The sequence below is a fragment of the Streptomyces sp. NPDC057486 genome (assembly GCF_042802415.1).
GTDB classification, from domain to species: domain Bacteria; phylum Actinomycetota; class Actinomycetes; order Streptomycetales; family Streptomycetaceae; genus Streptomyces; species Streptomyces yanii.
Genome location: NZ_JBHVEE010000003.1, coordinates 401 through 25443, shown reverse-complemented (window position 1 = coordinate 25443; position 25043 = coordinate 401). Strand labels below are relative to the sequence as shown.

General features: G+C 71.8%; 21 protein-coding genes. 5 read left to right on the top strand and 16 right to left on the bottom strand.

Features of this window, described 5'->3' with window-relative positions; genetic code table 11:
• Positions 1-93: 93 nt before the first annotated feature.
• The 4 genes from ald to ACFU6I_RS02790 all read right to left on the bottom strand — a co-directional run bounded on the left by ald (position 94) and on the right by ACFU6I_RS02790 (position 5993).
• Positions 94-1209 (bottom strand): alanine dehydrogenase, encoded by a 1116-nt coding sequence (gene ald / locus ACFU6I_RS02805; protein WP_384360895.1) that lies wholly within the window; start codon positions 1207-1209, stop codon positions 94-96.
• Positions 1210-1352: 143 nt separating this feature from the next.
• The gene (locus ACFU6I_RS02800; RefSeq protein WP_384360630.1) at positions 1353-3416 is read right to left on the bottom strand and encodes a tetratricopeptide repeat protein; all 2064 of its coding nucleotides are present in this window, start codon (positions 3414-3416) and stop codon (positions 1353-1355) included.
• A 176-nt stretch (positions 3417-3592) separates the two neighbouring features.
• Positions 3593-4219 (bottom strand): NUDIX hydrolase, encoded by a 627-nt coding sequence (locus ACFU6I_RS02795; protein ID WP_345513641.1) that lies wholly within the window; start codon positions 4217-4219, stop codon positions 3593-3595.
• Between the two features lie 88 nt (positions 4220-4307).
• The gene (locus ACFU6I_RS02790) at positions 4308-5993 is read right to left on the bottom strand and encodes a CTP synthase (protein ID WP_384360628.1); all 1686 of its coding nucleotides are present in this window, start codon (positions 5991-5993) and stop codon (positions 4308-4310) included.
• A gap of 405 nt (positions 5994-6398) precedes the next feature.
• Here ACFU6I_RS02790 and ACFU6I_RS02785 point away from each other — a divergent pair, with 405 nt between their 5' ends.
• The 3 genes from ACFU6I_RS02785 (at position 6399) to ACFU6I_RS02775 (ending at position 11465) form a co-directional block, all read left to right on the top strand.
• A complete protein-coding gene (locus ACFU6I_RS02785; protein WP_384360893.1) occupies positions 6399-8201 on the top strand; it encodes a glycoside hydrolase family 15 protein in 1803 nt (600 codons plus the stop codon).
• A gap of 106 nt (positions 8202-8307) precedes the next feature.
• A complete protein-coding gene (locus ACFU6I_RS02780) occupies positions 8308-9726 on the top strand; it encodes an FAD-binding oxidoreductase (RefSeq protein ID WP_384360626.1) in 1419 nt (472 codons plus the stop codon).
• Between the two features lie 95 nt (positions 9727-9821).
• Positions 9822-11465 carry a PucR family transcriptional regulator gene (locus ACFU6I_RS02775; RefSeq protein WP_384360624.1) on the top strand — a complete coding sequence of 548 codons (1644 nt, stop codon included), beginning with the start codon at positions 9822-9824 and terminating at the stop codon, positions 11463-11465.
• Positions 11466-11508: 43 nt separating this feature from the next.
• On the opposite strand, the gene ACFU6I_RS02770 is transcribed toward ACFU6I_RS02775, so the two are convergent.
• From ACFU6I_RS02770 to ACFU6I_RS02745, 6 genes are all read right to left on the bottom strand, one after another.
• Positions 11509-12609 (bottom strand): glycosyltransferase family 4 protein, encoded by a 1101-nt coding sequence (locus ACFU6I_RS02770; RefSeq protein WP_384360622.1) that lies wholly within the window; start codon positions 12607-12609, stop codon positions 11509-11511.
• A gap of 185 nt (positions 12610-12794) precedes the next feature.
• Positions 12795-13565: a hypothetical protein gene (locus tag ACFU6I_RS02765; protein WP_384360891.1), complete on the bottom strand. Its 771-nt coding sequence runs from the start codon at positions 13563-13565 to the stop codon at positions 12795-12797.
• Positions 13566-13717: 152 nt separating this feature from the next.
• Positions 13718-15463, bottom strand: a complete 1746-nt coding sequence (gene recN, locus ACFU6I_RS02760; RefSeq protein ID WP_384360620.1) for a DNA repair protein RecN — start codon at positions 15461-15463, stop codon at positions 13718-13720.
• Positions 15464-15559: 96 nt separating this feature from the next.
• Entirely contained in the window at positions 15560-16465 is a 906-nt protein-coding gene (locus ACFU6I_RS02755) for an NAD kinase (RefSeq protein WP_327247138.1), read from the bottom strand.
• Complete coding sequence (locus ACFU6I_RS02750; RefSeq protein ID WP_266987249.1) at positions 16462-17277, bottom strand: TlyA family RNA methyltransferase; 816 nt, start codon at positions 17275-17277, stop codon at positions 16462-16464. Before ACFU6I_RS02750 ends, ACFU6I_RS02755 begins: the two co-directional genes overlap by 4 nt.
• Before the next feature lie 7 nt (positions 17278-17284).
• Complete coding sequence (locus tag ACFU6I_RS02745) at positions 17285-17584, bottom strand: hypothetical protein (RefSeq protein WP_384360618.1); 300 nt, start codon at positions 17582-17584, stop codon at positions 17285-17287.
• Between the two features lie 42 nt (positions 17585-17626).
• Here ACFU6I_RS02745 and ACFU6I_RS02740 point away from each other — a divergent pair, with 42 nt between their 5' ends.
• Positions 17627-17974, top strand: a complete 348-nt coding sequence (locus ACFU6I_RS02740; protein WP_266987247.1) for an SCP2 sterol-binding domain-containing protein — start codon at positions 17627-17629, stop codon at positions 17972-17974.
• A 138-nt stretch (positions 17975-18112) separates the two neighbouring features.
• Here the strand turns inward: ACFU6I_RS02740 and ACFU6I_RS02735 are convergent, their stop codons facing one another.
• The 4 genes from ACFU6I_RS02735 to ACFU6I_RS02720 form a co-directional block, all read right to left on the bottom strand.
• Complete coding sequence (locus tag ACFU6I_RS02735) at positions 18113-18940, bottom strand: ABC transporter ATP-binding protein (RefSeq protein ID WP_384360888.1); 828 nt, start codon at positions 18938-18940, stop codon at positions 18113-18115.
• A gap of 77 nt (positions 18941-19017) precedes the next feature.
• A complete protein-coding gene (locus ACFU6I_RS02730; protein ID WP_384360886.1) occupies positions 19018-20079 on the bottom strand; it encodes a FecCD family ABC transporter permease in 1062 nt (353 codons plus the stop codon).
• Between the two features lie 5 nt (positions 20080-20084).
• A complete protein-coding gene (locus ACFU6I_RS02725; protein ID WP_345513772.1) occupies positions 20085-21044 on the bottom strand; it encodes an iron chelate uptake ABC transporter family permease subunit in 960 nt (319 codons plus the stop codon).
• Positions 21045-21318: 274 nt separating this feature from the next.
• On the bottom strand, positions 21319-22347 hold the full coding sequence (locus ACFU6I_RS02720) for an HAD hydrolase-like protein (protein ID WP_384360616.1): 1029 nt from the start codon (positions 22345-22347) through the stop codon (positions 21319-21321).
• Between the two features lie 72 nt (positions 22348-22419).
• On the opposite strand from ACFU6I_RS02720, the gene ACFU6I_RS02715 reads away from it, so the two are divergent.
• A complete protein-coding gene (locus ACFU6I_RS02715) occupies positions 22420-23697 on the top strand; it encodes a DUF1015 domain-containing protein (protein ID WP_384360614.1) in 1278 nt (425 codons plus the stop codon).
• A 71-nt stretch (positions 23698-23768) separates the two neighbouring features.
• On the opposite strand, the gene ACFU6I_RS02710 is transcribed toward ACFU6I_RS02715, so the two are convergent.
• Positions 23769-24476: a tetratricopeptide repeat protein gene (locus ACFU6I_RS02710; protein WP_384360612.1), complete on the bottom strand. Its 708-nt coding sequence runs from the start codon at positions 24474-24476 to the stop codon at positions 23769-23771.
• A complete protein-coding gene (locus tag ACFU6I_RS02705) occupies positions 24476-24853 on the bottom strand; it encodes a hypothetical protein (protein ID WP_384360610.1) in 378 nt (125 codons plus the stop codon). The genes ACFU6I_RS02710 and ACFU6I_RS02705 overlap by 1 nt, the downstream gene beginning before the upstream one ends.
• Positions 24854-25043: the final 190 nt, after the last annotated feature.

Sequence of the window (25043 nt, the reverse complement as noted above, 5' to 3'; positions counted from 1 at the left end):
ACAACGGCCTCACGGGGGCCGACACACGTCCGGCCGGACCTTGCTCGACAAGGTCCGGCCGGACGTGCAGGGTTGACGGAATGCGTTGACTCGTCAGCCGAGAACCGTGCTCAGCTCGACGTGCTCCAGGCCGTGCGCCTCCGCCACCTCGCGGTAAACGACCTGGCCCTCATGGGTGTTGAGGCCCTTGGCGAGCGCGGCGTCGCGGCGCAGCGCCTCGACCCAGCCGCGGTTGGCGAGCTCCAGGATGTACGGCAGCGTCGCGTTGGTGAGCGCGTACGTGGAGGTGTTCGGCACCGCGCCGGGCATGTTGGCGACGCAGTAGAAGACCGAGTTGTGGACCGTGAAGGTCGGGTCGGCGTGCGTCGTCGGGTGCGAGTCCTCGAAGCAACCACCCTGATCGATTGCAATGTCGACAAGTACACTTCCGGGCTTCATCTTGGCGACGAGCTCGTTGGTGACCAGCTTCGGGGCCTTCGCGCCGGGGATCAGCACGGCACCGATGACGAGGTCGGCCTCGACGACGGCCTTCTCCAGCTCGAAGGCGTTGGAGACGACGGTCTTGACCTTGGTGCCGAAGACCTTGTCGGCCTCGCGCAGCTTGTTGATGTCCTTGTCGAGCAGCGTGACGTGGAAGCCGAGACCGACGGCGATCTGCGTGGCGTTCCAGCCGGAGACGCCGCCACCGATGACGACGGCCTCACCGGGGGCCGTGCCCGGGACGCCGCCCGGCAGCACACCACGGCCGCCGACCGAGCGCATCAGGTGGTAGGCGCCGACCTGGGGGGCCAGGCGGCCCGCGACCTCGGACATCGGGGCGAGCAGCGGGAGTGCGCGGCTCGCGGTCTCGACCGTCTCGTACGCGATGGCAGTGGTGCCGGACTCCAGCAGCGCGTCCGTGCACTCGCGGGAGGCGGCGAGGTGCAGGTAGGTGAAGAGCGTCTGGTCCTTGCGGAGGCGGTGGTACTCCTCGGCGACCGGCTCCTTGACCTTCAGCAGCAGGTCGGCGGTGGCCCAGACCTCGTCGGCGGTGGGCAGGATCTGCGCCCCGGCGGCGGCGTACTCCTCGTCCGTGATCGAGGACCCTGCGCCGGCGTTCTGCTCGACGACGACCTGGTGGCCGTTGCGGACGAGCTCATGCACACCGGCGGGCGTGATGGCCACGCGGAACTCGTTGTTCTTGACTTCGCGGGGGATGCCGACCTTCACGTCGATCACGGTCCTTGACTCAGAGGGTTACTCGGGCATGGCGGTACATACCCGGACACACTTAGTGTAAATGGAGACACCACGGAGGTCCGCGGCATAGCCAGTCTAATGAAGGGCTTCCCGCTGTCTAGCCTTACAAAGCATTAATTTTCCGCCGACGTACTACGGATTTCGTAGGCAGGACCCTTCTCTCCCAGTAGTCTGTCCGCCACTCCGCGGTGCAGCCGGGCCGCGGCGGGGTCCCCGAGCCGTTCGAGGGTGTCGGCCAGCCGGAGCTCCAGCGCCGCCTGCAGGCGCACGTCCTTGGCCTGCCGTGCCCACTCCACGGCCTCCTGGCAGGTCTGCAGCGACTCCTGCGGTCGCCCCGCGTACTCCTGCACGCGCGCGGCCTCACTGAGCGCCCGCGCCTGGGCGGGCAGGTCCCCGAGCCTGCGGTATCCGGCCGCCGCGGCCCGCCAGTTCCGCAGCGCCTCGCCGTACCGCCCGGCATAGGTGTGGACGGCGCCGAGCCGCCCGTACAACCGCGCCTCGTCGGCACGCTCGCCCTGGGTGAGCCGCTGGGCGAGCGCCCGGCCGAACCAGTCGGAGGCCCGGTGGAAGTCCCCCAGCTCGGCATAGGCGCCGCCTACGGATTCCATCGCCCTGCCGGTCGCGTACGGATCCTTCGCCGCCCGCCCGGCGTCCAGCGCGGCCCGGTATCGGGCCAGCGCCTCCTTCGTACGCCCGGTCCTGGCATCCAGATCGGCGAGATTGAGCAGCGCGGCAGCCTGCTCACGGTACAGCTCGCGCCGCTCGGCGACGGCCAGGACCAGTCCGTGCAGACCGTACAGGTCGGGGGCGGCGGCCTCGGTACCCTGGTGCACGGCCAGCGCCCGCACCAGCGCGGCCACCAACCGCCGTGCCAGGGTGTCGAGTTCACCGTCCTCGACGGCGATCCGGGCGGAAGCGAGCAGAGCGGGCCGGCGGATCCGCAGCCAGGCGGCAGCCGCTTCGGGATGCGGGAAGCGCAGCGAGCGCGGCAGCCCGGCGAGCTTCTTGCGGGCCGGGGAGCCCTCCGGCTCCGTGACCGCCCGGCAGGACTGCAGCTGCCGTACGGTCCGCTCCAGCATCCGGGCCCGGGCCAGCTGGATCTCGGCCGGCCGGTCCCGGTCCGCCAGCAGGGCGCGCAGCAGCGGGAGGAGGCAGCCGGGCACCTCGTACTGCGACAGCTCCGCACCGTTGGCCCGCAGCAGGCCCAGCCCCACGAAGTCGTCGAGGGTCGTCTGGGCGGCAGAGACCGAGCAGCCGGCCAGCGCGGAGGCGGTGTGGGCGTCGGCGAGTCCGCCAGGGGCGAGCGCGAGCAGGCGCAGTATCCGGGCGGCGGGCGGCGGCAGGGACTCGTGGACCAGCCGGAAGGCACGGGCCAGCGGGCGGGCGCCGGTGGACTGCTCGTCGTCGTCCGGCAGCTCGTGCAGCTGCTTGGTGACGTCGGCGACCGATGCCATCGGATGGGCGGCGAGCCAGCCGCCGATCATGACGAGGGCGGCCGGCTGCCCGCCGCACTCCTCGGCGAGGGTCTCGGCGGTCCGCGGGTCGACGGTGATCCTGACCTGGCCGATGTCGCGGGCCAGCAACTGGACGGCGGAGCCCGCGTCGAGGCCGCCGACGGTGCAGGGCCGGACGCCGGGAATGCCGGTCAGCGGGCCCTGTGCGGTGGCGACGACGAGGCAGTCCGGGTTGTCCGGCAGCAGCGGGTCGACCTGCTCGGCGTCGGCCGCGTCGTCGAGCAGCAGCAGGGCGCTCCGTGCGGCGAGGGCCTCGCGGACCATCTCGGACAGTTCGTCACCGTCCGCGCCGGGCGGGCCGGTGACGTCCAGTTGGTCGAGGAGCTCGCGTGCCGTGCGCTCGGTGGGAACAGGGACGCCCCCGGGTTCGGTGAGCCGGACCCGGAGCAGCCCGTCGGGGTAGTCGCCGGAGTCCATGAGCGCGCGGGTGAGTTCCTCGGCGAGTGCGGTGCGTCCGGAGCCGGGGCGTCCGGCGATCAGCAGGACCCGGGCACGGGCGGCCTTGCGGCCGGCCAGAGTGTCCAGCCCGGCCCGTTCGATATCGGCCCTCAGTTCTTTCAACTCGCGTTCGCGGCCGAAGAATCGGGGCGGTGCGGCACCGGACGGCTCCTCGGTACCCGCTGCCGTCGCCGGGCCGCTGGTGTCCACCGCCTGATCCGTCACGGGCCACGCTCCACTTCGCTGCACGCGTTGCCCGCCGGGACTCCGGTCAGGGCATTCCGAGCGTAGTTCAGGCGTATGCGCCCTCGGCGTGGAGCGTGGCGGGGTCGTCCCCCGATCGGATCAGCAGCTCGTCCGATCGGAAGACTTATCTGCGCCCCGAATGGACGGGCGGACCGTCAGACCTCGAAGGGCCGGGCCGGCCACGGCGCCTCGGCCGGCCGCAACGAATCGATTCCGTCCCCGGCGAGCACCGCCGCGAGCGCGAGGACGCCCACCACGAGGCAGTTGTTGTGCAGCTCCCCGGCGAGCACCCCCCGTACGAGCTCCTGCAGCTCCACCCGTGCCAGCTCCATGTCGGCCTCCTCCTCGGAGACCGCGAAACGCTCGCCGTCCGCCTCGGAGAGGTTCCGGGCGAGGAAGATCCGTACGGCTTCGTCGCAGCCGCCGGGCGTGGTGTAGACGTCGGTCAGCACCCGCCAGTCCTCGGCCTTGGCGTACGCCTCCTCGTAGAGCTCGCGCTGCGCCGCGTGCAGCGGGTTCTCACCGGGGACGTCGAGCAGGCCGGCGGGGATCTCCCAGAGCTTGTGGCGCACGGGGTGCCGGTACTGCCGCAGGACGAGGACCCGGCCCGCGTCGTCGAGTGCGAGCACGGCGACCGACCCGGGATGGACCTGGTAGTCGCGGCGGACGACCGCTCCGTCGGGCATCACCACGTCATCGGTGCGGACGCTGGTCTTGTTGCCCGTGAAGGGGGTCTCGGTCGCAGTGACCTGCCACTCCTCGGGCGTGTCCTGGATAACCATCTACGTCCTCCCACAAAAACAGAAACCGGGGTACGGATCCTCGATCGATCCGTACCCCGGTCAACGGTAACGCCTGCCCGCCGCCGGACTACTTGCCCGACGTGGCGCCCTGCTTGCTGTCTGCCCCGGCGCCCGTCTTGCGCTCGACGGCCGCCTTCACCAGGCCCGCGAAGAGCGGGTGCGGGCGGGTCGGGCGGGAACGGAGCTCCGGGTGCGCCTGGGTGGCGACCAGGTAGGGGTGGATCTCGCGCGGGTACTCGACGTACTCGACGAGCTTGTTGTCCGGCGAGGTGCCGGAGAAGACCAGACCGGCCTTCTTCTCCAGCTCGGTGCGGTAGGCGTTGTTGACCTCGTAGCGGTGGCGGTGACGCTCCTCCACGTACGGCTGGTCGTCGTACGCCTCACGGACCAGCGAGCCCTCCGCGAGCTTCGCCGGGTACAGGCCGAGCCGCATGGTGCCGCCCAGGTCGCCCGCGCCCTCGACGTAGGCGAGCTGCTCCTCCATCGTCGAGATGACGGGGTGCGAGGTGGCGGCGTCGAACTCGGTGGAGTTGGCGTCGGGGATCTCGGCGAGGTTGCGCGCCGCCTCGATCACGATGCACTGCAGGCCGAGGCAGAGGCCGAGCAGCGGCACCTTGTTCTCACGGGCGTACTGAATGGCGCCGATCTTGCCGTTGACACCGCGGTCGCCGAAGCCGCCGGGGACGCAGATCGCGTCGACGTCGGAGAGCTGCTTCGCGGCACCGGCCAGGGTCTTGCAGTCGTCGGAGGCGACCCACTTGACCTTGACCCGGGCCTTGTTCGCGAAGCCGCCGGCCCGGATGGCCTCGGTGACGGAGAGGTACGCGTCGGGCAGGTCGATGTACTTGCCGACGAGCGCGACGGTGACCTCGTGGTCGGGGTTGTGGACGCGGTCCAGCAGGTCGTCCCAGGTGGTCCAGTCGACATCGCGGAACGGCAGGTCGAGCTTGCGCACCACGTACGCGTCCAGACCCTCGGTGTGCAGCACCTTGGGGATGTCGTAGATCGACTTGGCGTCCACACAGGCCACCACAGCGGCTTCGTCGACGTCGCACATCAGCGAGATCTTGCGCTTGATGGCGGTCGGTACGTCACGGTCGGCCCGCAGCACGATGGCGTCCGGCTGGATACCGATGTTGCGCAGCGCCGCGACGGAGTGCTGGGTGGGCTTGGTCTTGAGCTCGCCGGACGGGCCGATGTACGGCAGCAGCGAGATGTGGACGACGAAGACGTTGTCCCGGCCGACCTCGTGGCGGACCTGGCGGACCGTCTCCAGGAACGGCAGCGACTCGATGTCGCCGACCGTGCCGCCGACCTCGGTGATGACGACGTCGACGTCGTCGGTGGCCATGCGGCGGATACGGTGCTTGATCTCGTTGGTGATGTGCGGGATGACCTGCACGGTGTCACCGAGGTACTCGCCGCGCCGCTCCTTGGCGATGACCTGCGAGTACACCTGGCCGGTCGTGACGTTGGCGGAGCCGTCGAGGTCGACGTCGAGGAAGCGCTCGTAGTGGCCGATGTCCAGGTCGGTCTCGGCGCCGTCGTTGGTGACGAACACCTCGCCGTGCTGGAACGGGTTCATCGTGCCCGGGTCGACGTTCAGGTAGGGGTCGAGCTTCTGCATGGTGACCCGAAGGCCCCGCGCCTTGAGCAGGGCACCCAGGCTGGAGGCAGTCAGACCCTTGCCGAGGGATGAGGCGACACCCCCGGTGACGAAGATGTGCTTGGTCGTCGTGGATGTGGGCTGCATAGCCAAAGGGGGCTCCCGTGGTCGCGGATCTTGAGGTGCGTACCGGCTTTGCCGTCCGGAGATTCGGAGGTGCCGTCGCTGCGGTTCGGGGGCCTCGTCCGCTGTTGCTGACGACCACCGTCCACGGGCTACCAGGGTATCAGCGACCGGGGGAGCCCGCTTCCGGCCACACCCGGCACACTCGCCGCACAGAATCACCGCACCGTGTTCACGCCCCACCCGTTCGACGTAGACGTGTTGCCGGGACCGTCGCGCGGATCATGGACGTGCGTCGTATCCTGCTCGGACACTCGCCCCGGGCGAGGCGTTGGAGCCGTCGGCTCACCACAACGACCCCTTGCAACGACCTCATTACCCGCAGTAAGCGCCCCACGGGGCGACATGGCCGTTCGACTGGAGATGCACGTGGCCGGGCGCATCGAGGATTACGCACTCATCGGAGACATGCAGACCGCTGCCCTGGTCTGCCGGGACGGCACAGCGGACTGGCTGTGCCTGCCCCGCTTCGACTCGCATGCCATCTTCGCGGGACTGTTGGGTACCGAGGAGCACGGCTTCTGGCGCCTGGGCCCCGCGTTCGCGACCGGGGCGGAGCCACCGGCGGCGGACCGGCGGCGCTACCGCGGGGACTCCCTCATCCTGGAGTCGGAGTGGGACACGCCGCGCGGCACGGTCCGCGTGACCGATTTCATGCCGCCTCGTGACGGCGCACCGCAACTGATCCGGATCGTGGAAGGGATCAGCGGCCGGGTGCCGATGCGCTCCGAGCTGCGCATGCGGTTCAGCTACGGGCGGGTCATCCCCTGGGTGCACAAGGTCGACGGCCGTACGGTCGCGGTCGCCGGCCCGGACTCCGTCTGGCTGGACACGCCCGTCGACACGTACGGCGAGAACCTGACGACGTACTCCGACTTCACCGTCGCACCCGGGGACCGGATCGCCTTCACCATCAGCTGGCAGCCCTCGCACCACGAACCGCCCGGGCTGCCGGACCCCGAGGGATCGCTGGAGGCGACGGAGGACTTCTGGCGCGAGTGGGTCGAGCAGTGCACGTACCACGGCCCCTACCGCGAGGCGGTGGTCCGCTCCCTGATCACCCTGAAGGCGCTGACGTACGCGCCGACCGGCGGCATCGTCGCCGCCCCGACCACCTCCCTGCCGGAGGACATCGGCGGCTCGCGGAACTGGGACTATCGCTACACCTGGCTGCGCGACGCGGCGATCACCCTCTCCTCGCTGCTGCGCACCGGCTACCGCGAGGAGGCCCGCGCCTGGCGCGAGTGGCTGCTGCGGGCCGTCGCGGGTGACCCGGAGAACCTGCAGATCATGTACGGCATCGCGGGCGAGCGCGAGCTGGGCGAGGCCGAGCTGGACTGGCTGCCCGGCTACGAGAACTCGGGCCCGGTCCGGGTCGGCAACGGCGCGGCGGGCCAGCTGCAGCTCGATGTGTACGGCGAGGTCACCGAGGCCCTGCACCTCGCCCACATGACGGGACTGACCCGCAACGACTACGCGACGGGGCTCCAGCTCAAGCTGATCTCGTACCTGGAGAACCACTGGGACGAACCGGACGAGGGCATCTGGGAGGTGCGCGGGCCGCGCCGTCACTTCGTCCACTCCAAGGTCATGGCCTGGGTCGCCGTCGACCGCACCATCAAGCTGATCGAGTCCGGGGACACCGAGGGCCCCCTGGAGCGGTGGCGGGAGCTGCGCGACGACATCCACCGCGATGTCTGCGAAAACGGCTACGACAAGGACCGCAACACCTTCACCCAGTCCTACGGGTCGAGGGAGCTCGACGCGTCGCTGCTGCTGATCCCGCAGATGGGTTTCCTGCCGCCGGACGACAAGCGGGTCATCGGCACGATCGAGGCGATCCAGCGCGAGCTGTCCACCGAGGACGGCTTCGTGCTGCGCTACCCCACCAAGGGCGAGGACGCCGGCGTCGACGGTCTCGAGGGCGACGAGGGCGCGTTCCTGGCGTGCTCGTTCTGGCTGGCCGACGACCTGGCGATGATCGGACGGGTCGACGAGGCACGCCAGCTCTTCGAGCGGCTGCTCTCGCTCCGCAACGACCTGGGGCTGCTCGCGGAGGAGTGGGATCCGCGGCTGCAGCGGCAGGTGGGGAACTTCCCGCAGGCGTTCAGCCATGTGCCGCTGATCGACACGGCGCTGAGGCTGACGGCGAGCGGCGCCTACGTCGGCTGACCGCCGGCCGCCGAATGCGTGGCTGGGCGGTGCTCCCGGGCCGGTACGGCCCGGGAGCACCGCCCTACGATGGAACTGATCTGTCACGCCCTCGGAAGGGGGCATCATGACGCCCCGCAGCACCACCGGCACCAGCGACATCACCGGTACGACGGGCCTCGCCGTGGACGGTCTCCGCCGCGACCTCACCGGCGAAGCGTTCGCGCCCGGGGACGCCGGATACGACGAGGCGCGCATGATCTTCAACGGCATGATCGACCGGCGGCCCGCAGTGGTCGCCCAGTGCGCGTCGGAGGCGGACGTGGCGCTGTCGGTCGGGTTCGCCCGGGAGCACGGCCTGGAGATCGCGGTCCGTGGTGGCGGCCACAGCGTCGCCGGCATGTCACTCACCGACGGCGGACTGGTGGTCGACCTCCGCCGCATGAACAGCGTGACGGTCTCCCCGAGCGACCAGGCGGCGCGCGTCGGCGGCGGCGCGACCATGAGCGATCTCGACCGGGCAACCCAGCCGTACGGTCTGGCGACCACCGGTGGCCGGGCCTCCACCACCGGTGTGGGCGGCTTCACCCTGGGCGGCGGCTCCGGCTGGCTGGAGCGGAAATTCGGTCTGGCCTGCGACAACCTGCTGGCCGCCGAGCTGGTGACCGCGGACGGCAGCACCGTCCACGCGAGCCTCGACGAGAACCCTGAACTGTTCTGGGCGCTGCACGGTGGCGGCGGCAACTTCGGCGTCGCCACCTCGCTCACGCTCGACCTGCACGAACTGCCGGAGATGTCCTTCGCGCTGCTGCTGTACCGCCCCGAGGCCGGTCCCGAAGTTCTGCGTGCGTACCGGGACCTGATGGCCTCCGCGCTGGACGAGGCCGGCGGCGCCCTTCTCTACATCACCGCGCCGCCCGAGGACTTCGTACCGGAGCATCTGGTCGGCACACTCGTCTGCGGAGTCCTGCTCACCTGTACCGGGCCGTCGGCCCGGGCCCGGGAACTGGCCGGGCCGCTGCTCGCCCTCGGTCACGAGTCCGAGGTGATCACCGACATCCCGTACGCGGATCTGCAGTGCATGCTCGACGACCCGCCCGGGATGCGGAACTACTGGTCCGCCGAGTACCTGGACGCCTTCCCCGACGAAGCGGTGGACCTTTTCTGCTCCCACGTCGCCGACATGCCCGTCCCGTCCGCTTCGCAGCACGTCCTCTTCCCGATGGGCGGCGCGGTGGCCCGCGGCCCCGCCGAGTACCCGCTGCCGTGGCGCAGTGCCCGCTGGGCCGTGCACCCGTTCGGTATCTGGGAGAGCCCGTCCGACGACGAGCGCGGCCGCCAGTGGGTACGTCAGGTGCGCGCCGACGTGCGCCCCTGGTCCACCGGCGCCGTCTACCTCAACTTCATCGGGCGCGAGGGCTCGGGCCGAATCGTCGCCGGACTCGGCGCCGAGAACTACGCCCGGCTCGCCGCGGTCAAGGCCGCGTACGACCCCGACAACGTGTTCCACCTCAACCACAACGTCGAGCCTGCCGCCGCCCGGTGAACTCCCCCGAGGACGGCTCCGCAGCATCCGGCCGGTACCTTCCTGACCAGGGCGACAGCCCGCCCGACCCGAACGGAAGCACGAGGCCAGAACCAGTGGAGAACCAAGGCGGAATCACCGTGCAGCGCGCCCTGGAACTGCCGGGGCTGCGCAGCGGACTCCCCGAGGTGGTGGCCGGCGCGGACCGGCTGAACCGCACGGTGCGCTGGGTGCACGCGGGCGAGGTCCCGAACATCGCGTCCCTCCTCAAGGGCGGTGAGCTGCTGCTCACCACCGGTCTGGGGCTCGGCACCCGCCCCGCCGAGCAGCGCACCTTCGTGCGCAGGCTCGCCGACCGCGGGATCGCCGCCCTGGTGGTGGAGCTCGGGCCGCGCTTCAGCAGACTGCCCGCCTCGATCGTGGACGCCGCGCGGGCAGCCGGTCTGCCGCTCGTGCAGCTGCACCGCGAGGTGCCGTTCGTGACGGTGACCGAGGAGATCCACACCGAGATCGTCAACGGCCATTACGCGCTGCTGCGGCAGGCCGAGGACGTGCACCGGCGGTGCACGGAGGCGCTGCTCGGCGGCGGCGGGATCCCGCAGGTGCTCGGCATTCTGGCGGACTTCACCGCCAACCCGGTCTTCCTGGAGACGGCGGACGGCCAGCTGCTGTACGCGGCGGGCACCGAGTCCGGTCCGGTCTCCGCCGATCCGCTCCAGGTGTGGGACGGGATGCGCGGCGGCCGGGCGGCCCGCGAGGCACCGCCCACGGGTGCGGTGCTGGTGGATGTGCCGGGCGGCGGCCCCGGGTCCGGCTCGGTACGGGCCAGGCTGGTGCTCCTCGCGGTGTCCGGGCCGCTGGTGACGGTGCACCGGATGGCGGCGGAGCGGGCGGCGGGCATCCTCGCCGTGGTGCTGATGCAGGCCCGCCAGGAGGAGGAACTCGCCGCGCGCGGCCGCGGCGATTTCCTGACGGACCTCGCGGAGGGCCGGATCACCCCGGAGGACGCACCGGCGCAGGCCCGCGTACTGGGCTTCAAGCCGGGCGGAGCGCCGCTGCTGCCGGTGGTGATGCGACTGGCCCCCGAGCTGTCCCCGTCGGGCAACTGGGCGCTGCTGGCGCGAGCGGTCCTGGAGGAGCTGTCATCGGTGGGTGTGCCGGTGCTGCTCGGCGTACGCCCCGTGGAGGGCAGGGTTCCGCTGCTGGTCGGCCTGCGGTCCGAGTCGGAGCGTACGGCGGTGGCCGACCGGGTCGCGGCGGCGCTGCGGGCCGGCGTCGAGCGGGCCGGGCTGGAGCGGGCGGGCTCTCATCCGCCGGTCGTGGTGGTCGGGGTCGCGGGCGGCTGGGCGGCGGCCGGGGCCGGGCTGCGGCACGCGGCGGAGACGGCGACGGCGGCGCAGGGGCTCAGCGACCGGCCCTGGTACGACGCCCGGCGCCTGGACATCGACCTGCTGCTGTGGCGACTGCGGGACCATCCGGACCTGGCGGCATTCGTGGAACGGGCGATCGGTCCGCTGCGCGATCACGACCGCACCTCGCGCCCGCCGCTGCTGCCCACCCTGGAGTCGTATCTCGCCCACGCGGGCCGCAAGGCGGAGACGGCGCGCGAACTGCACCTGAACCGCCAGACCCTCTACAACCGCCTGGCCCGCATCGGCGAGCTGCTGGGCACGGACCTGGACGACCCTCAGACGGTGCTGGCTCTGAGCCTGGCCCTGAGAGCCCGCCGCCACGCCAAACCGGGAGCGTCGGGCGACTGAGAACGAGACGGCCGCGGGAGGCTCCGGCGTCCCCGTCGCCTCCTCACCATCCCCGCCCGATCGCCGACGGCTGAGCCAACTCGTCGTACACACTGAGGACTTGCGCGATCGTGTCGTCCTCCGTGGGCCAACTCGCCGCCTGCACAAGCCCCGTGCCGGCCATCCGCTCCCGAGCCGCCGGGTCCCCCAGCAGCCGCACCACGACCCGCGCCATGGCCTCCGCGTTGCCGTACGGCACAAGTTCCGCCGCGTCCCCGACCAGTTCGGGCATCCCGCCCACCGCCGTGGCGACCAAGGGCACCCCCATCCGCAGCGCCTCCTGCGCCACCGGCGACCGCGCCTCCCATCGACTGGGCAACAGGGCCAGATCGGCGGCGGTGAGGAGCCCGGCGACGTCGTCACGGCTCCCGATCAGTCTGACGGGCAGTTCCTCGTCCCGGATCCGCCGCTGGAGGGCACCCCGCTCCCGCCCCTCCCCCGCGATGACCAGCAGGGGCACGGGGTCGAGTTGACGCCACATCCGTGCCGCGTCGAGCAGCGTGTCGTACCCGTGATGCGGTACGAGACTGCCGACGGAGACGATTAACGGTCGTCCCACCACTCCGAGTTCGGCCCGCGCCTTGCCCTCGTCGCGGACAGCGGCGGGAACGCGCGACAGGGGAACGGCGATCGGCGCGAGTCTCGCGTCGCGCGCGCCCCGCCGCCGCGCCCGGTCGACCAGGTCCGACGACGTACCGAGCACAACGGCCGCCGCCCGGGCGGCCCTTCGCTCCACAAGGTGGAGCAGCCGGCTGCGAGCACCTTCGGCGTACGCCCGGGTGTGCCAGGTCAGAACCAGGGGGGTGCGCCGCCCACCGAGCGCAAGACCCGTGCGTACGGCGGCGTGCAGCCCGTGCGCATGGACCACGTCCGCCCCCACGCAGGCGCCCCGCAGGGCGGCGACGGCGGCGGGGTCGCTGCGCCGCGGTACGGGGACGAAGCGGGCCCCCGTGCCGGAGAAGTCGTAGGCGCGGTCCAGTTCGGCCGGGGCGCAGACGGTGACGTGTACGCCTCTCGCCACCAGCCCCGCGGCCAGCGAGCTGACGTGAGCGCTGCTGCCCGCACTGCCGCCGCCCAGGACTTGGACCGTACGCAGCTGTGACACGTTGAATGGCTCCCGGGGCTACCGAGTCGGCGGTATGTGCACCGCCAAGGATGCCAGTCCGTACGCACGTTCCGGCACCTCGGAGCCGTGGTTCCGGTGTACACAGCGACAACCGGGCGTGCGTTACCACCCGAACGGGTGAGGACAACGGTGCGATAGTTCCACGCCGGCGACGCGGCGACGCGTCAGCGCCCCGACAGCCCGTCACCGATCCGACAGCGCCGGGCGAGCCCGCTGATCCGGTCCCCGTGCACCGCCGCGGCCAGGACCCCCGCCGCATGGGCGGCGAGCCCGCCGCGGCCGTTGCCTGCAACGATCGCGAGACCGACGGCCGCGCCCAGGGCGTGCGCCCCCGCGTCCCCGATCATGGTGCGTTCCCCCAGCTCCTCGGCGGCGAGGGCTGCCACGGCCCCCATCGGCGCGGCACCGAGTCCGCCCCGGACCAGCCCCGGGGTCCCGAGAGCCAGCACGGTGGCGGTCGCGACGCCCGGCCGCAGGTCCGTCAGGTTGACGAGATGAGCGGTTCCGGCGATCACGACACCGGCGAGGACCCGGTCGACGGGCCGTTCCTTCAGCAGCGCGCCGGCAGCGAGCCCGGCCGCCCCGATACCGAAGAGCTTCACGGCGCCACTGGTCACCTCGCCGTGCCGCAGCGCGGTGAGATGGGCGCGGAACCCGCGGCGCGAATCGTCGGCGCCGACGAAGTCGTCGTACGCCCCGCAGCCCCCGGCGGCCAGCACGGCGAGGACGGCGGCGGTCCGGGTGCGGGGCGGCAGTGGGAGCACGGCGGCCCCGGCGGCCGCACCGAGCGCGACGGCGGGCCCGGCATACAGATCGACGGTGTGCCCCGCGTAGTTGGTCCGCAACCACCCCGGGCGCGGCCGCCTCCGCAGCACCCGGTACACCCCGCCCGCGACCCCGGCGGCGACGGCACCGGCGGCGGCCCTGCTGATCATTGCTCCCATGTCCGCCAGGCTACGAGTCCGCCCCGAGCGCTCGGACGCAGGGGCGCCGAGGCCCGCCCGCACACCGCGTCGCGCCGCAGACACCGAAGCCGGCCCGTCCCCGCACCGAACGGCGAAGACGCCCCGCAGCGGTGCGCCGTCGCCTACCCGTCCGTCCGCGCCGCGGCCAGCAGCTCCTCCGCATGCGCCCGCGCCGTCTCCGAGTCCTCCTGCCCCGCGAGCATCCGGGACAGCTCCCGCACCCGGTCCTCGCCCTCCAGGACCGTGACACCGCTCCGGGTCACCGCGCCGTCGACCGTCTTCTCGACCAGCAGCTGCCGGTCGGCGAACGCCGCCACCTGCGGCAGGTGCGTGACGACGACCACCTGCGCGGACTTGGCGAGCTTCGCCAGCCGCCGCCCGACCTCGACGGCCGCCTTGCCGCCGACGCCCGCGTCGACCTCGTCGAAGAGGTACGTGGGTACGGGGTCGGAGCCCGCGAACACCACCTCGACGGCGAGCATCACCCGGGACAGCTCACCGCCCGACGCGCCCTTGGCGATCGGCCGGGGCTGGGCGCCGGGGTGCGGGGCCAGCAGCAGTTCCACCTCGTCGGCGCCGGACGGACCGTAGAGCACGCTCCGCCCGCCGATGTCGATGCCGGACGCCTCGTCCGCCGCGTCGGTCTGCCGGATGTCGAAGGAGACCCGGGCGTGCGGCATGGCGAGGGAGGCCAGTTCCTCGGTCACCGCTTCGGCGAAGAGTGCCGCCGCCGCCGTTCGCGCATCGGTCAGTGCCTGTCCGAGTCCGGAGAGTTCGGCCCGCAGCGCGTCCCGCTCGGCCGTCAGCTCGCCGATCCGGTCGTCGTCGCCCTCGAGTTCGGTGAGCCGGTCGGCCCCGTCCTCGGCCCAGGCGAGAACGGCGGCGATGTCCTCGCCGTACTTGCGGGTGAGCGCGGTGAGCGCGGCACGCCGCTCCTCCACCGCGGCGAGCCGCAACGGGTCGGCGTCCAGCTGGTCGGCGTACCCGGCCAGTTCGCCCGCCACATCGGCGAGCAGGATGGAGATCTCACCGATCCGGTCGGCGAGCGCGGCGAGCGCCGGGTCGTGGGCGCGGACGGCGTCGAGCGCCCGCCCGGCCGCGGCGACGACGGTCGTCGCGTCGACGCCCTCCTGGTCCTCCGGGTTGCCCGCGAGCGCGGCGTGCGCCAGGGCGGCCGCGGACGCAAGCGCTTCGGCGTGACCGAGCCGTTCGGCCTCGGCGGCGAGGTCGGTGTCCTCGCCGGGCAGCGGTTCGACGCCGGCGATCTCGCCCAGTCCGAAGCGAAGCAGATCCGCTTCCTGGGCTCGTTCGCGGGCGCGCGTGGTCAGCTCGTCGAGCTCCGTGACGACGGCCCGCAGCCGCCGGTACGCCGCCGCGTACTTGGCGTGGGGCACGGCGACACCGTCGCCCGCATACCGGTCCAGGGCCTGCCGCTGCCGCGCGGGCTTGAGCAGCCCCTGCTGGTCGGTCTGGCCGTGCACGGCGACGAGTTCGTCGGCGAGTTCGGTGAGGACGCCCACCGGCACGGACCGTCCGCCGAGATGGGCACGCGAGCGCCCCTCCGCGGAAACGGTACGGCTGATCAGCAGCGCACCCTCGTCGATTTCGGCCCCGGCCTCCTCGGCCCGTACCGCGGCCGCGTCACCGGCGGACACCGTGATCCGTCCCTCGACGACGGCAGCCTTGGCACCGATCCGCACCAGGGCGGGGTCGGCGCGCCCGCCGAGCAGCAGCCCCAGGCTGGTGACGACCATGGTCTTGCCCGCGCCGGTCTCGCCCGTCACCGCGGTGAACCCTGGTGACAGCTCCACCACCGCGTCGTCGATGACTCCGAGCGACCGTATCCGCATCTCCTCCAACACGGACACGACCTTACGAGGTCCGGACCCCGGTGTGCGACGGGCCCCGGCCGCGGATTCACTCTCCCGTGCGCCGGAGGGCCGTGATCTGCGGCACCGACGCGATCAGTGGGGCGCGCCCCGCCACCCCGAGACGGGCAACGCGAACTTCGCCACCAGCCGGTCCGTGAACGAGGCCTGGTGCAGCCGCGCCAGCCGCACGGGCACGGCGCCGCGCCGCACCTCGACCCGCGCTCCGGCCGGCAGCTCCACGGTCCTGCGCCCGTCGCACCACAGCACCCCGTGCGGTGTGTGCGGCTGGACCTCGACGGCGAGCACCGAGGTCGGCGACGTCACCAGCGGTTTGGCGAACAGGGCGTGGGCGCTGATCGGGACCATCAGCAGCGCCTCGACCTCCGGCCACACCACCGGCCCGCCCGCCGAGAAGGCGTACGCGGTGGAGCCGGTCGGTGTCGCACAGACGATCCCGTCGCAGCCGAAGCCGGTGACCGGGCGCCCGTCGATCTCCAGGACGACCTCGAGCATCCGCTCGGGCGACACCTTCTGCACGGCCGCTTCGTTCATCGCCCAGTCGGTGTGGACGATGTCGCCGTTGCTGTGCACGAGGACGTCGATCGTCATGCGCTCCTCGACCCGGTAAGCCCGGGTGACGACCCGGTCGACCACCTTGTCCAGGTCGTCCCGCTCGGCCTCGGCGAGGAAGCCGACCCGGCCGAGGTTGACACCGAGCATCGGCACCCCGGAGGCCCGGGAGATCTCGGCGCCGCGCAACAGCGTCCCGTCCCCGCCGAGGACGATCAGCAGCTCACAGCCGTCGACCGCCGCGGGCGTCGCGTCGTCGACCGTCTCCACGGCCGTCGGGAGCGGCAGGTCGGCGGCCTCCGCGGCAAGGACCCGTACCCCGAGTCCGCTGCGCAGCAGCCCCTGCACCACGAGCTCGGCGCTGCGGATCGCGGCCGGTCGGCCGGTATGCGCCAAAAGAAAGACTGTTCGTGCCGCATTCGTCGTCAACGAGGCCCCTCCGCCACTGCACGGTCGACATCCGCGGGATCCAGCTCAGGCGCTCCGGCCCGCAGCCAGAGAAAATACTCGACATTGCCGGAAGGCCCGGGCAGTGGGCTCGCGGTCACTCCGCGCACTCCGAGGCCCAGCCCCCAGGCCCGGCGCGCGACCTCCCGTACCGCTTCGGCCCGCAGCTCGGGGCTGCGTACCACGCCACCGCTGCCCAGCCGCTCCTTGCCGACCTCGAACTGCGGCTTGACCATCAGGACCAGGTCCGCGTCGGGGGCGGCACAGCGCGCCAGAGCAGGCAGGACGAGCCCCAGCGGGATGAACGACAGATCGCCGACCACCAGGTCCACCGCCTCGCCGTCGATCGCCTCCAGCGTCAATTCACGTACGTTGGTGCGGTCCTTGACGGTGACGCGTTCATCGGACTGCAGCGACCAGGCGAGCTGCCCGTAGCCCACGTCGACGGCGACGACATGACCGGCTCCGGCCCGCAGCAGCACGTCGGTGAATCCACCGGTCGACGCCCCTGCGTCCAGCGCCCGCCGTCCCTCGACCTTCAGCCCGAGGGGTACGAAGGCGGCGAGGGCGCCCGCGAGCTTGTGCCCGCCGCGCGAGACGTACTCGGGGTCGCTGTCGTCCTTGATGACGACGACCGCGGCGCTGGTCTCGACCTGGGTGGCGGGTTTGGTCGCGGTGTTGCCGCCGACGGTCACCCGCCCTGCGGCGATCAGCTGGCTCGCATGCTCGCGTGAGCGGGCGAGCTTTCGGCGTACCAGCTCGGCGTCGAGGCGGCGACGTGCCACTCCTGCCACGTTCGGTTCAGCTCCTGTTGTTGTACGGGGGCATCGGTGCGGGTACCGGTGCGGGTGCGGGCCGGGCATCCAGCGCGGTCAGCGCATCGCGCAGCCCACGGTGTACATCCTCGTACACCTCGATGTGTCCCTCCGCCGGGAGGTGGTCCGCATCGGCCAGCCGCTCCAGCCCCGCGTCGATCTCGGCGTGGCCGGTGGGGGTGCGCGTGACGCCTAGGGGGGCGGGGGCTGCGGGCTCGGGTGCGGGGCCGGCCGTCTCCACCGATTCCCCGGGTGCAGCCGCGGCTTCCGGCATCAAGTCGCTCATGCGGAAACGCTACCGCGAAGGCCTGGGGTACCGTCAGTCACGATGGCGACCATGGCGGAGTGCCGCAGCGCACTCGACAGACTTTCCGACAACCTCGCGACGGCCGAGGGCGACGTGCGCAGCGCGGCTGCCCTGGACCGCTCGCTGAGCTGTCACATCAAGGATCTCGGGATCACCTTCACCGGCCGTCTCAAGGACGGCCGGATCCAGGTACTCGACACGATCGAGGGCCCGCCGAGCGAGAAGGCCGAGATCCGGCTCGCGATGAACGGCGACGACCTGGTGGCCATGGTGAACGGGAACCTGAACTTCGCAAAGGCCTGGGCCTCGGGCCGGGTCCGGCTGGAGGCAAGCCTCCGAGACCTCATGCGCCTCAGAACACTGCTGTAGTACAAGCACCCCCGGACCACTGGGGCAACCGGCCACACCCACACCGTCAGGCCTGCCGCGCTGATCGATCACGCCCGCCGGAATCAAACCCGTCCGGCGATCGAGGACAGAGCGCGCCGACAGGCAGTGCAGTCCCGCTCAGGCTCCCACCGAATCCGTAACGCGCGCGCCCCGCGCGTTACGCGCGCCCCGTGCGGCCGGCACCACCAACGGCGTCCCCGTCTCCGGATCATCGATCACCTGGCACCGCAGCCCGAACACCCGCTCCACCAGCTCCGCCGTGACCACGTCTCCCGGCGGCCCCTCGGCAATGACCTCGCCCCCGCGCATGGCAATCAGATGCGTGGCGTAGCGCGCGGCGTGGTTCAGGTCGTGGAGCACGGCGACCAACGTCCGCCCGCGCGTCTCATGCAGCTCCGCGCACAGGTCGAGGACATCGATCTGGTGCTGGATGTCGAGGTACGTCGTCGGCTCGTCGAGCAGCAGCAGCGGCGTCTCCTGCGCAAGCGCCATCGCGATCCAGACACGCTGCCGCTGACCGCCGGACAGTTCGTCGACATAGCGATCGGCCAGCTCGCGGACACCGGTCGACATCATCGATTCCTCGACAATGCGTTCGTCGTCCGGCGACCACTGCCGCAGCAGCCCCTGATGCGGATACCGACCGCGTGCCACCAGGTCCGCGACGGTGATGCCGTCGGGCGCGATCGAGGACTGCGGCAGCAGCCCCAGGGTCTTCGCGACCTTCTTCGCGGGCATCGCATGGATCGTCTGCCCGTCCAGCAGCACCTGCCCCCGGCTCGGTTTGAGCATCCGGGACAGTGCCCGCAGCAGCGTGGACTTCCCACAGGCGTTGGGGCCGACGATCACGGTGAACGAGTTGTCGGGGATCTCGACCGAGAGGTTCTCCGCGATGACCCGCTGGTCGTAGCCGAGGGTCACCGAATCCGCGGTGAGGCGCTGCATGGTCGTACTCCGGGAGTCGGTGGGATGGGTCATCGACGGGCTGGTCCTACGGGGCGGATTCACCGTCCTGCGGGTTCTCATATCCGCCCCGCCCTACGCTCGGAGACGAGCAGCCACAGCAGGTAGCAGCCACCCAGCACGCCGGTGACAACACCGACCGGCAGCTGCCGGTCGCCGAAGGAGTCCATCGCGATCCAGTCGGCGACGAGCAGCAGCGCGGCCCCCATGAAGGCGGCGGGCGCCAGATTGGGCCCGGGTGAGCGAGTGAGCCGACGGGCCAACTGCGGGGCGCTCAGCGAAACGAAGGCGATGGGGCCGGCGGCGGCGGTGGCGACGGCGACGAGCAGCACGGCGCAGCCCATCAGGACGAGCCGGGTGCGTTCCACCCGTACCCCCAGGGCGTACGCGGCGTCGTCGCCCATCTCCATCATGCGCAGCGCCCGCCCGTGCCCGAGCACCAACGGAATGAGCAGGCCGCACACCACCAGCAGCGGCCGGACCTGCGCCCAGTCGCGCCCGTCCAGCGAGCCGGTCATCCAGACGACGGCGCGGGTCGCGTCCACCAGGTTGGCCTTGGTGATCAGATACTGGGTGGCGGCGGTGAGCATCGCGGCCGCGCCGATACCGACGAGCACCAGCCGGTAGCCGTGGACCCCTCGTTTCCACGCCAGCAGGTACACCGCGGCGCCGGTGAGCAGCCCGCCGACCACGGCGCCGCCCGCGACCGCGGCGGCCCCGCCCTGGAAGAGGACGATCACGGTCAGCGCACCGACGGTGCCACCCTGGCCGAAGCCGAGCACGTCGGGGCTGCCGAGCGGGTTGCGGGAGATGGTCTGGAACACGGCACCGCCGACCCCGAGCGCCGCCCCGACCAGGAGCCCGACGAGGACCCGTGGCAGGCGCAGGTCCGTGACGATGAACTCCTGCTGGAAGGTGCCGTGTCCGAGCAGCGTGCTGACGACCTCGCCGGGCGTCATCGTGTAGTCGCCGCTGCCGATGAGCACGATCCCGGCCCCGGCTGCCACAGCGGCGAGGAGCACGATCACCACGAACGCCCGGACGTCCACCCGGAAGGAGAGCCCCCCGCCGGTCCGTACGGCCCGAACCGTGCCGGCCCCGCCCTTCGTACGGGTCTTCATGGCCTTCACAGCTGGGCCATCCTCTTGCGGCGTACGAGATGGATGAAGACGGGACCGCCGAGCAGCGCGGTGACGATGCCGACCTGCAGCTCGGACGGCCGGGCGATCACCCGCCCCACCACGTCAGCGCCGAGCAGCAGCACCGGGGCGAGCACGGCCGCGTAGGGCAGGATCCACCGCATGTCGGGGCCGGTGATCGCGCGCACCAGGTGCGGGATCATCAGCCCGATGAAGACGATCGGCCCGCAGGCGGCGGTCGCGGCCCCGCACAGCAGAGTGACGGCGAGCATCGCGAGGACGCGGGTGCGGGTCAGGTGGGCGCCGAGCGCCCTGGCGGTGTCGTCGCCCATCTCCAGGGCGTTCAGCGGCCGGGCGATGAGCAGTGCGAGGACGACACCGACCGCGATGAACGGCCACACCTTGCCGACGGTCTCCATGTTCGCCGAGGCCAGCGACCCGACCGTCCAGAACCGCAGCCGGTCGAGCGCCGCCGCGTCCAGCAGCTGTACGGCGTTGACATAGCCGAACAGCGCGGCGCTGGCCGCGGTCCCTGCGAGGGCGAGGCGTACAGGTGTCGCGGACCGGCTGCCACCGAGCAGGTACACCGCGACCGACACGACCGCGGCGCCGAGGAACGCGAACCACACGTACCCGGTCAGCGAGGTGACACCGAAGAAGCTGATCGCGGAGACGACAGCTGCCGAGGCTCCTGCGTTGACCCCGAGCAGTCCGGGTTCCGCCAGCGGGTTACGGGTCAGGGCCTGCATCACCGCACCGGCGAGGCCGAGCGCGGTGCCGACGATCAGCCCGAGCACGGTCCGCGGGATGCGCACCTCCCGCACGAGGACATCGCCATGGGTCCCCGAGGCGTGGAACAGACCGTGCCAGACATCGGCGAGGGGCAGCGCCTTGGCACCGATCGCGACACTCGCGAGGCATACCAGCACCAGCGCGACCACGGCCATCAACAGCCCTGCGGCACGGATCGCATGGCGCCCGGGGGGCGCGGATGTCACCGGCGCGGCTCTGGGACCTGCGCTCGGCTCTGGCGGACTCTCGACCAACACGAGGTTAGGTTAGCCTACCCTCTTAAGTTGTCGAGTCGCCCGGCCTCCGTACGCAACGGAACGCCGCATACGCCCGATTCATCCCGCAAGGATCCGTCGCCCCGGCGAACTCCCGGACCCTCCCGCCCAGTTGCCCACGCCCCGCGCGCAGCTCCCTCCGGCTGCCGCCGGACTACAGCCCGAGCCTGGCCACCGCCTTCCCCGCATCAAGCCGGCACGCCCCCTCACCGGCGTACGACCAGGCGGCCCCGCACAGCGCCCGCAGCCCGTCGAGCACGTCCCCGTCGCCCTCCAGCGCCAGCTCGTCGCCGCGCACCACGGCCGTCCAGCCACCGCAGCCGAACCCACCGCCGTTCTCCGTCACCTCGGGCTGCCCGGTGAGCAGTCCCCGCAGATCCGCATCCACATACGTCGGCCGGTGCTTCGGCTCGGCCGCCACCAGCTGCGCCGCGTCCGTCACCCCGGTGAGCACCAGCAGTGAGTCCACTCCACCGTTGAACGCACCCTCGATGTCCGTGTCCAGCCGGTCCCCGACCACCAGCGGCCGCTCCGCCCCGGTCCGCAGCACGGTCTCACGGTGCATCGGCGGCAGGGGCTTCCCCGCGACCTGCGGCTCGGCACCGGTGGCGATCCGTACGACCTCGACCGCCGCACCATTGCCCGGCGCGATCCCCCGGGCGCTCGGAATCGTCAGATCGGTGTTGGACGCGAACCACGGCACCCCACGGTTGATCGCGTATGCAGCCTCCGCGAACCGCCCCCACGCCATGTCGGGACCGCCGTACCCCTGCGCCACCGCCACCGGCTCGTCGTCCGCCGACTCCACCGGCACCAGCCCGCGCTCCTCCAGCGCGACCTTCAGCCCCTCACCTCCGACCACGAGCACCCGAGCCCCGGCAGGCAGCTGATCGGCCATCAGCCGGGCCACCGCCTGCGCCGAGGTGATCACGTCGGCGGGCTCGGCCGGCACTCCGAGCTCGGTCAGATGGTCCGCCACGGCAGCCGGCGTACGCAGCGCATTGTTGGTCACGTACGCGAGATGCATGCCGCGGTCCCGCGCGACGCCCAGCGAATCGACGGCATGCACGATCGCGTGGCCGCCCGCGTACACCACCCCGTCAAGATCCAGCAGAGCCGTGTCGTACGCCTCGCTCAGCGCAGTGCTGATCCCGCTCGGCCGGTTCCTGCTCACCTGACTCATATCTTTACGCTCCTCATTGCATGCTTCTCCCCCGATCATCGCGCATCGCCACAACGCACATACGATGCAGAAATGAAGACACCAGGTCCCACCGGCCAGGGACTGCGCCTGATCCCGTTCCGCGGTCTTCGCTACGTCCCCGAGCGGGTCGGCAGTCTCGCGGCGGTGACCTCACCGCCGTACGACGTCGTCGTGCGCCCCGACGGGCTGCACCACCTGGAATCGGCGGACCCGCACAACATCGTCAGGTTGATCCTGCCGCAGGCCGACACGCCCGCCGCCCGCCAGGAGCAGGCCGCCGAGACTCTGAACCGCTGGCTCGACGAGGGCATACTGGTCCCCGAGAGCGAGCCCGCGCTCTACGTCTACGAGCAGCGCAGCGGCGAGATCCTGCAGCGCGGCATCGTGGGAGCACTGGCGCTCTCCTCCCCCGCCGACGGCATCGTCCTGCCGCACGAGGACGTCATGGCCCATGTCGTCGAGGATCGCGCCAACCTGATGCGCACCACAGCCGCCCACCTGGAACCGCTCCTGCTCACCTACCGCAGCGAGGGCGACCCGACCGGCGCGACCGCTGTGATCGAGCGCACCATCCACCGGCCGCCGCTGCTCGCGACGACCACCGAGGACGGCTACCGGCACCGGCTCTGGGCGGTCACCGACCCGGCCGACCGGTCCGAGATCGAGACCGACCTCGCCCGCCACCAGGCGCTCATCGCCGACGGCCACCACCGATGGGCCACCTACCTCCGGCTGCAGCAGGAACACACCGACCCGGGCCCCTGGGACTTCGGCCTGGTCCTCCTCGTCGACACGGCCCGCTACCCGCTCCGGGTCCGCGCCATCCACCGGCTGCTGCACCGCCTCCCCGTCGCCGACGCCCTGGCCGCGTTGAACGGCACCTTCCGCGTCCGCGACATCGATGAACCACTCCCCGTGGCCCTCGACGCCCTCGCCGAGGCGGCCGCCGAGGGCAACGCCTTCCTGCTGGCAGGCGACGGCCGGTTCCATCTCGTCGACCGCCCGGACGAGGCACTGCTGGCCCGCACGATCCCGGCCGACCGCCCACCCGCCTGGCGCACTCTCGATGCGACGGTGCTGCACGCGACGCTGCTCGACCATGTGTGGCAGATCCCCGACAGCCCGGAACGCATCGCGTACATACACGACACCGAGGCAGCCGTGGAACAGGCCGAGCGCCGCAACGCCACCGCGGTCCTGATGCATCCGGTACGCGAAGAAGTCGTCCGGGACCTGGCCCGACAGGGAGTCACCATGCCCCGCAAGTCGACCTCGTTCGGCCCCAAGCCGGCCACGGGCCTGGTCCTGCGGAGCCTCGCCCTCGGCTGACGGCGGGCACGGACGCAGGACACAAAAAAAGAGGGCGGCGTCCCTTGCGGGATGCCGCCCTCTCTCATGTCCTACGCCTTCGCCGACCCGCCCTCATCCGCATCATCGACATCGGTGTCGGTGCCGGCTTCGGCCTCGACCGTGTCCTCGTCGTCGCTCTCACCGAGAGCGTCGACGAACTCGACACCGTCCAGCTCGGCGAGCCGGTCCGACGCGTCGGTGGCACCGTCCTTGTCGGCCTCCAGGGCCTTCGCGAACCACTCACGCGCCTCGTCCTCGCGCCCCGCGGCCAGCAGCGCATCGGCGTACGCATAGCGCAGTCGCGGCGTCCACGGGTGCACGGCGCTCGATGCGAGCTCGGAGCTCTGCAGGGTGACGATGGCGGCATCGATCTGCCCCATGTCCCTGCGCGCCCCGGCGGCCACCAGGCGCATCTCGACCTGGCTGGCCTTGTCCAGCTTCTGCACCTCGGGCTCGCCGGCCATGGCCAACGCCCGCTCGGGCCGCCCGAGTCCACGCTCGCAGTCGGCCATGACGGGCCACAGCTCCACGGAACCGGTCATCCGCTTCGCCGCCCGGAACTCGGCCAGCGCCTCCGAGTACTTCTGCGTCGCGTACGCGGCAAAGCCGGCCGCCTCCCGCACCGCAGCCACCCGCGAGGCCAGCCGCAGCGCAATGCGCGAGTACGCGTACGCCTGCTCGGGGTCCTCGTCGATGAGCCGGGCGACCATGACGAGGTTGCGGGCAACATCCTCGGCCAGGGTCTTCGGCAGGCTCATCAGCTCCTGCCGCACATCCTTGTCGATCTCGTCACCGGTGACGTCGTCAGGGATGGGAAGCCGCTTGATCGGCTCACGGTCCCGGTCGTAGCCACCACGCTCGTCCCGCTGTCCGCGATATCCACCACGGTCACGGTCGTCCCGCTGTCCGCGGTACCCACCTCGCTCGCGGTCGTCCCGCTGTCCGCGGTACCCACCGCCACCACGGCTGTCGTCACGACGGAACCCGCCGCCGCGGCTGTCGTCGTCGCGACGGGGCCCACGCGGCCGGTCGTCACGACGCTCGAAGCCACCACCGGGACGCCCACCGCGGTCGTCATCACGACGCGGTCCACGGTACCCACCACGGTCGTCCTCACGACGCGGCGCACGATCATCGCGGGGGAACCTACCGGCGCCGCCACCGCCACGGCTGTCGTCGCGACGGAACCCGCCGCGGTCGCCGCCGCTCATGGGCCGACTGTCGTCACGGCGGAACCCGCCGCCGCGGCTGTCGTCGTCGCGACGGGGCCCACGCGGCCGGTCGTCACGACGCTCGAAGCCACCACCGGGACGCCCACCGCGGTC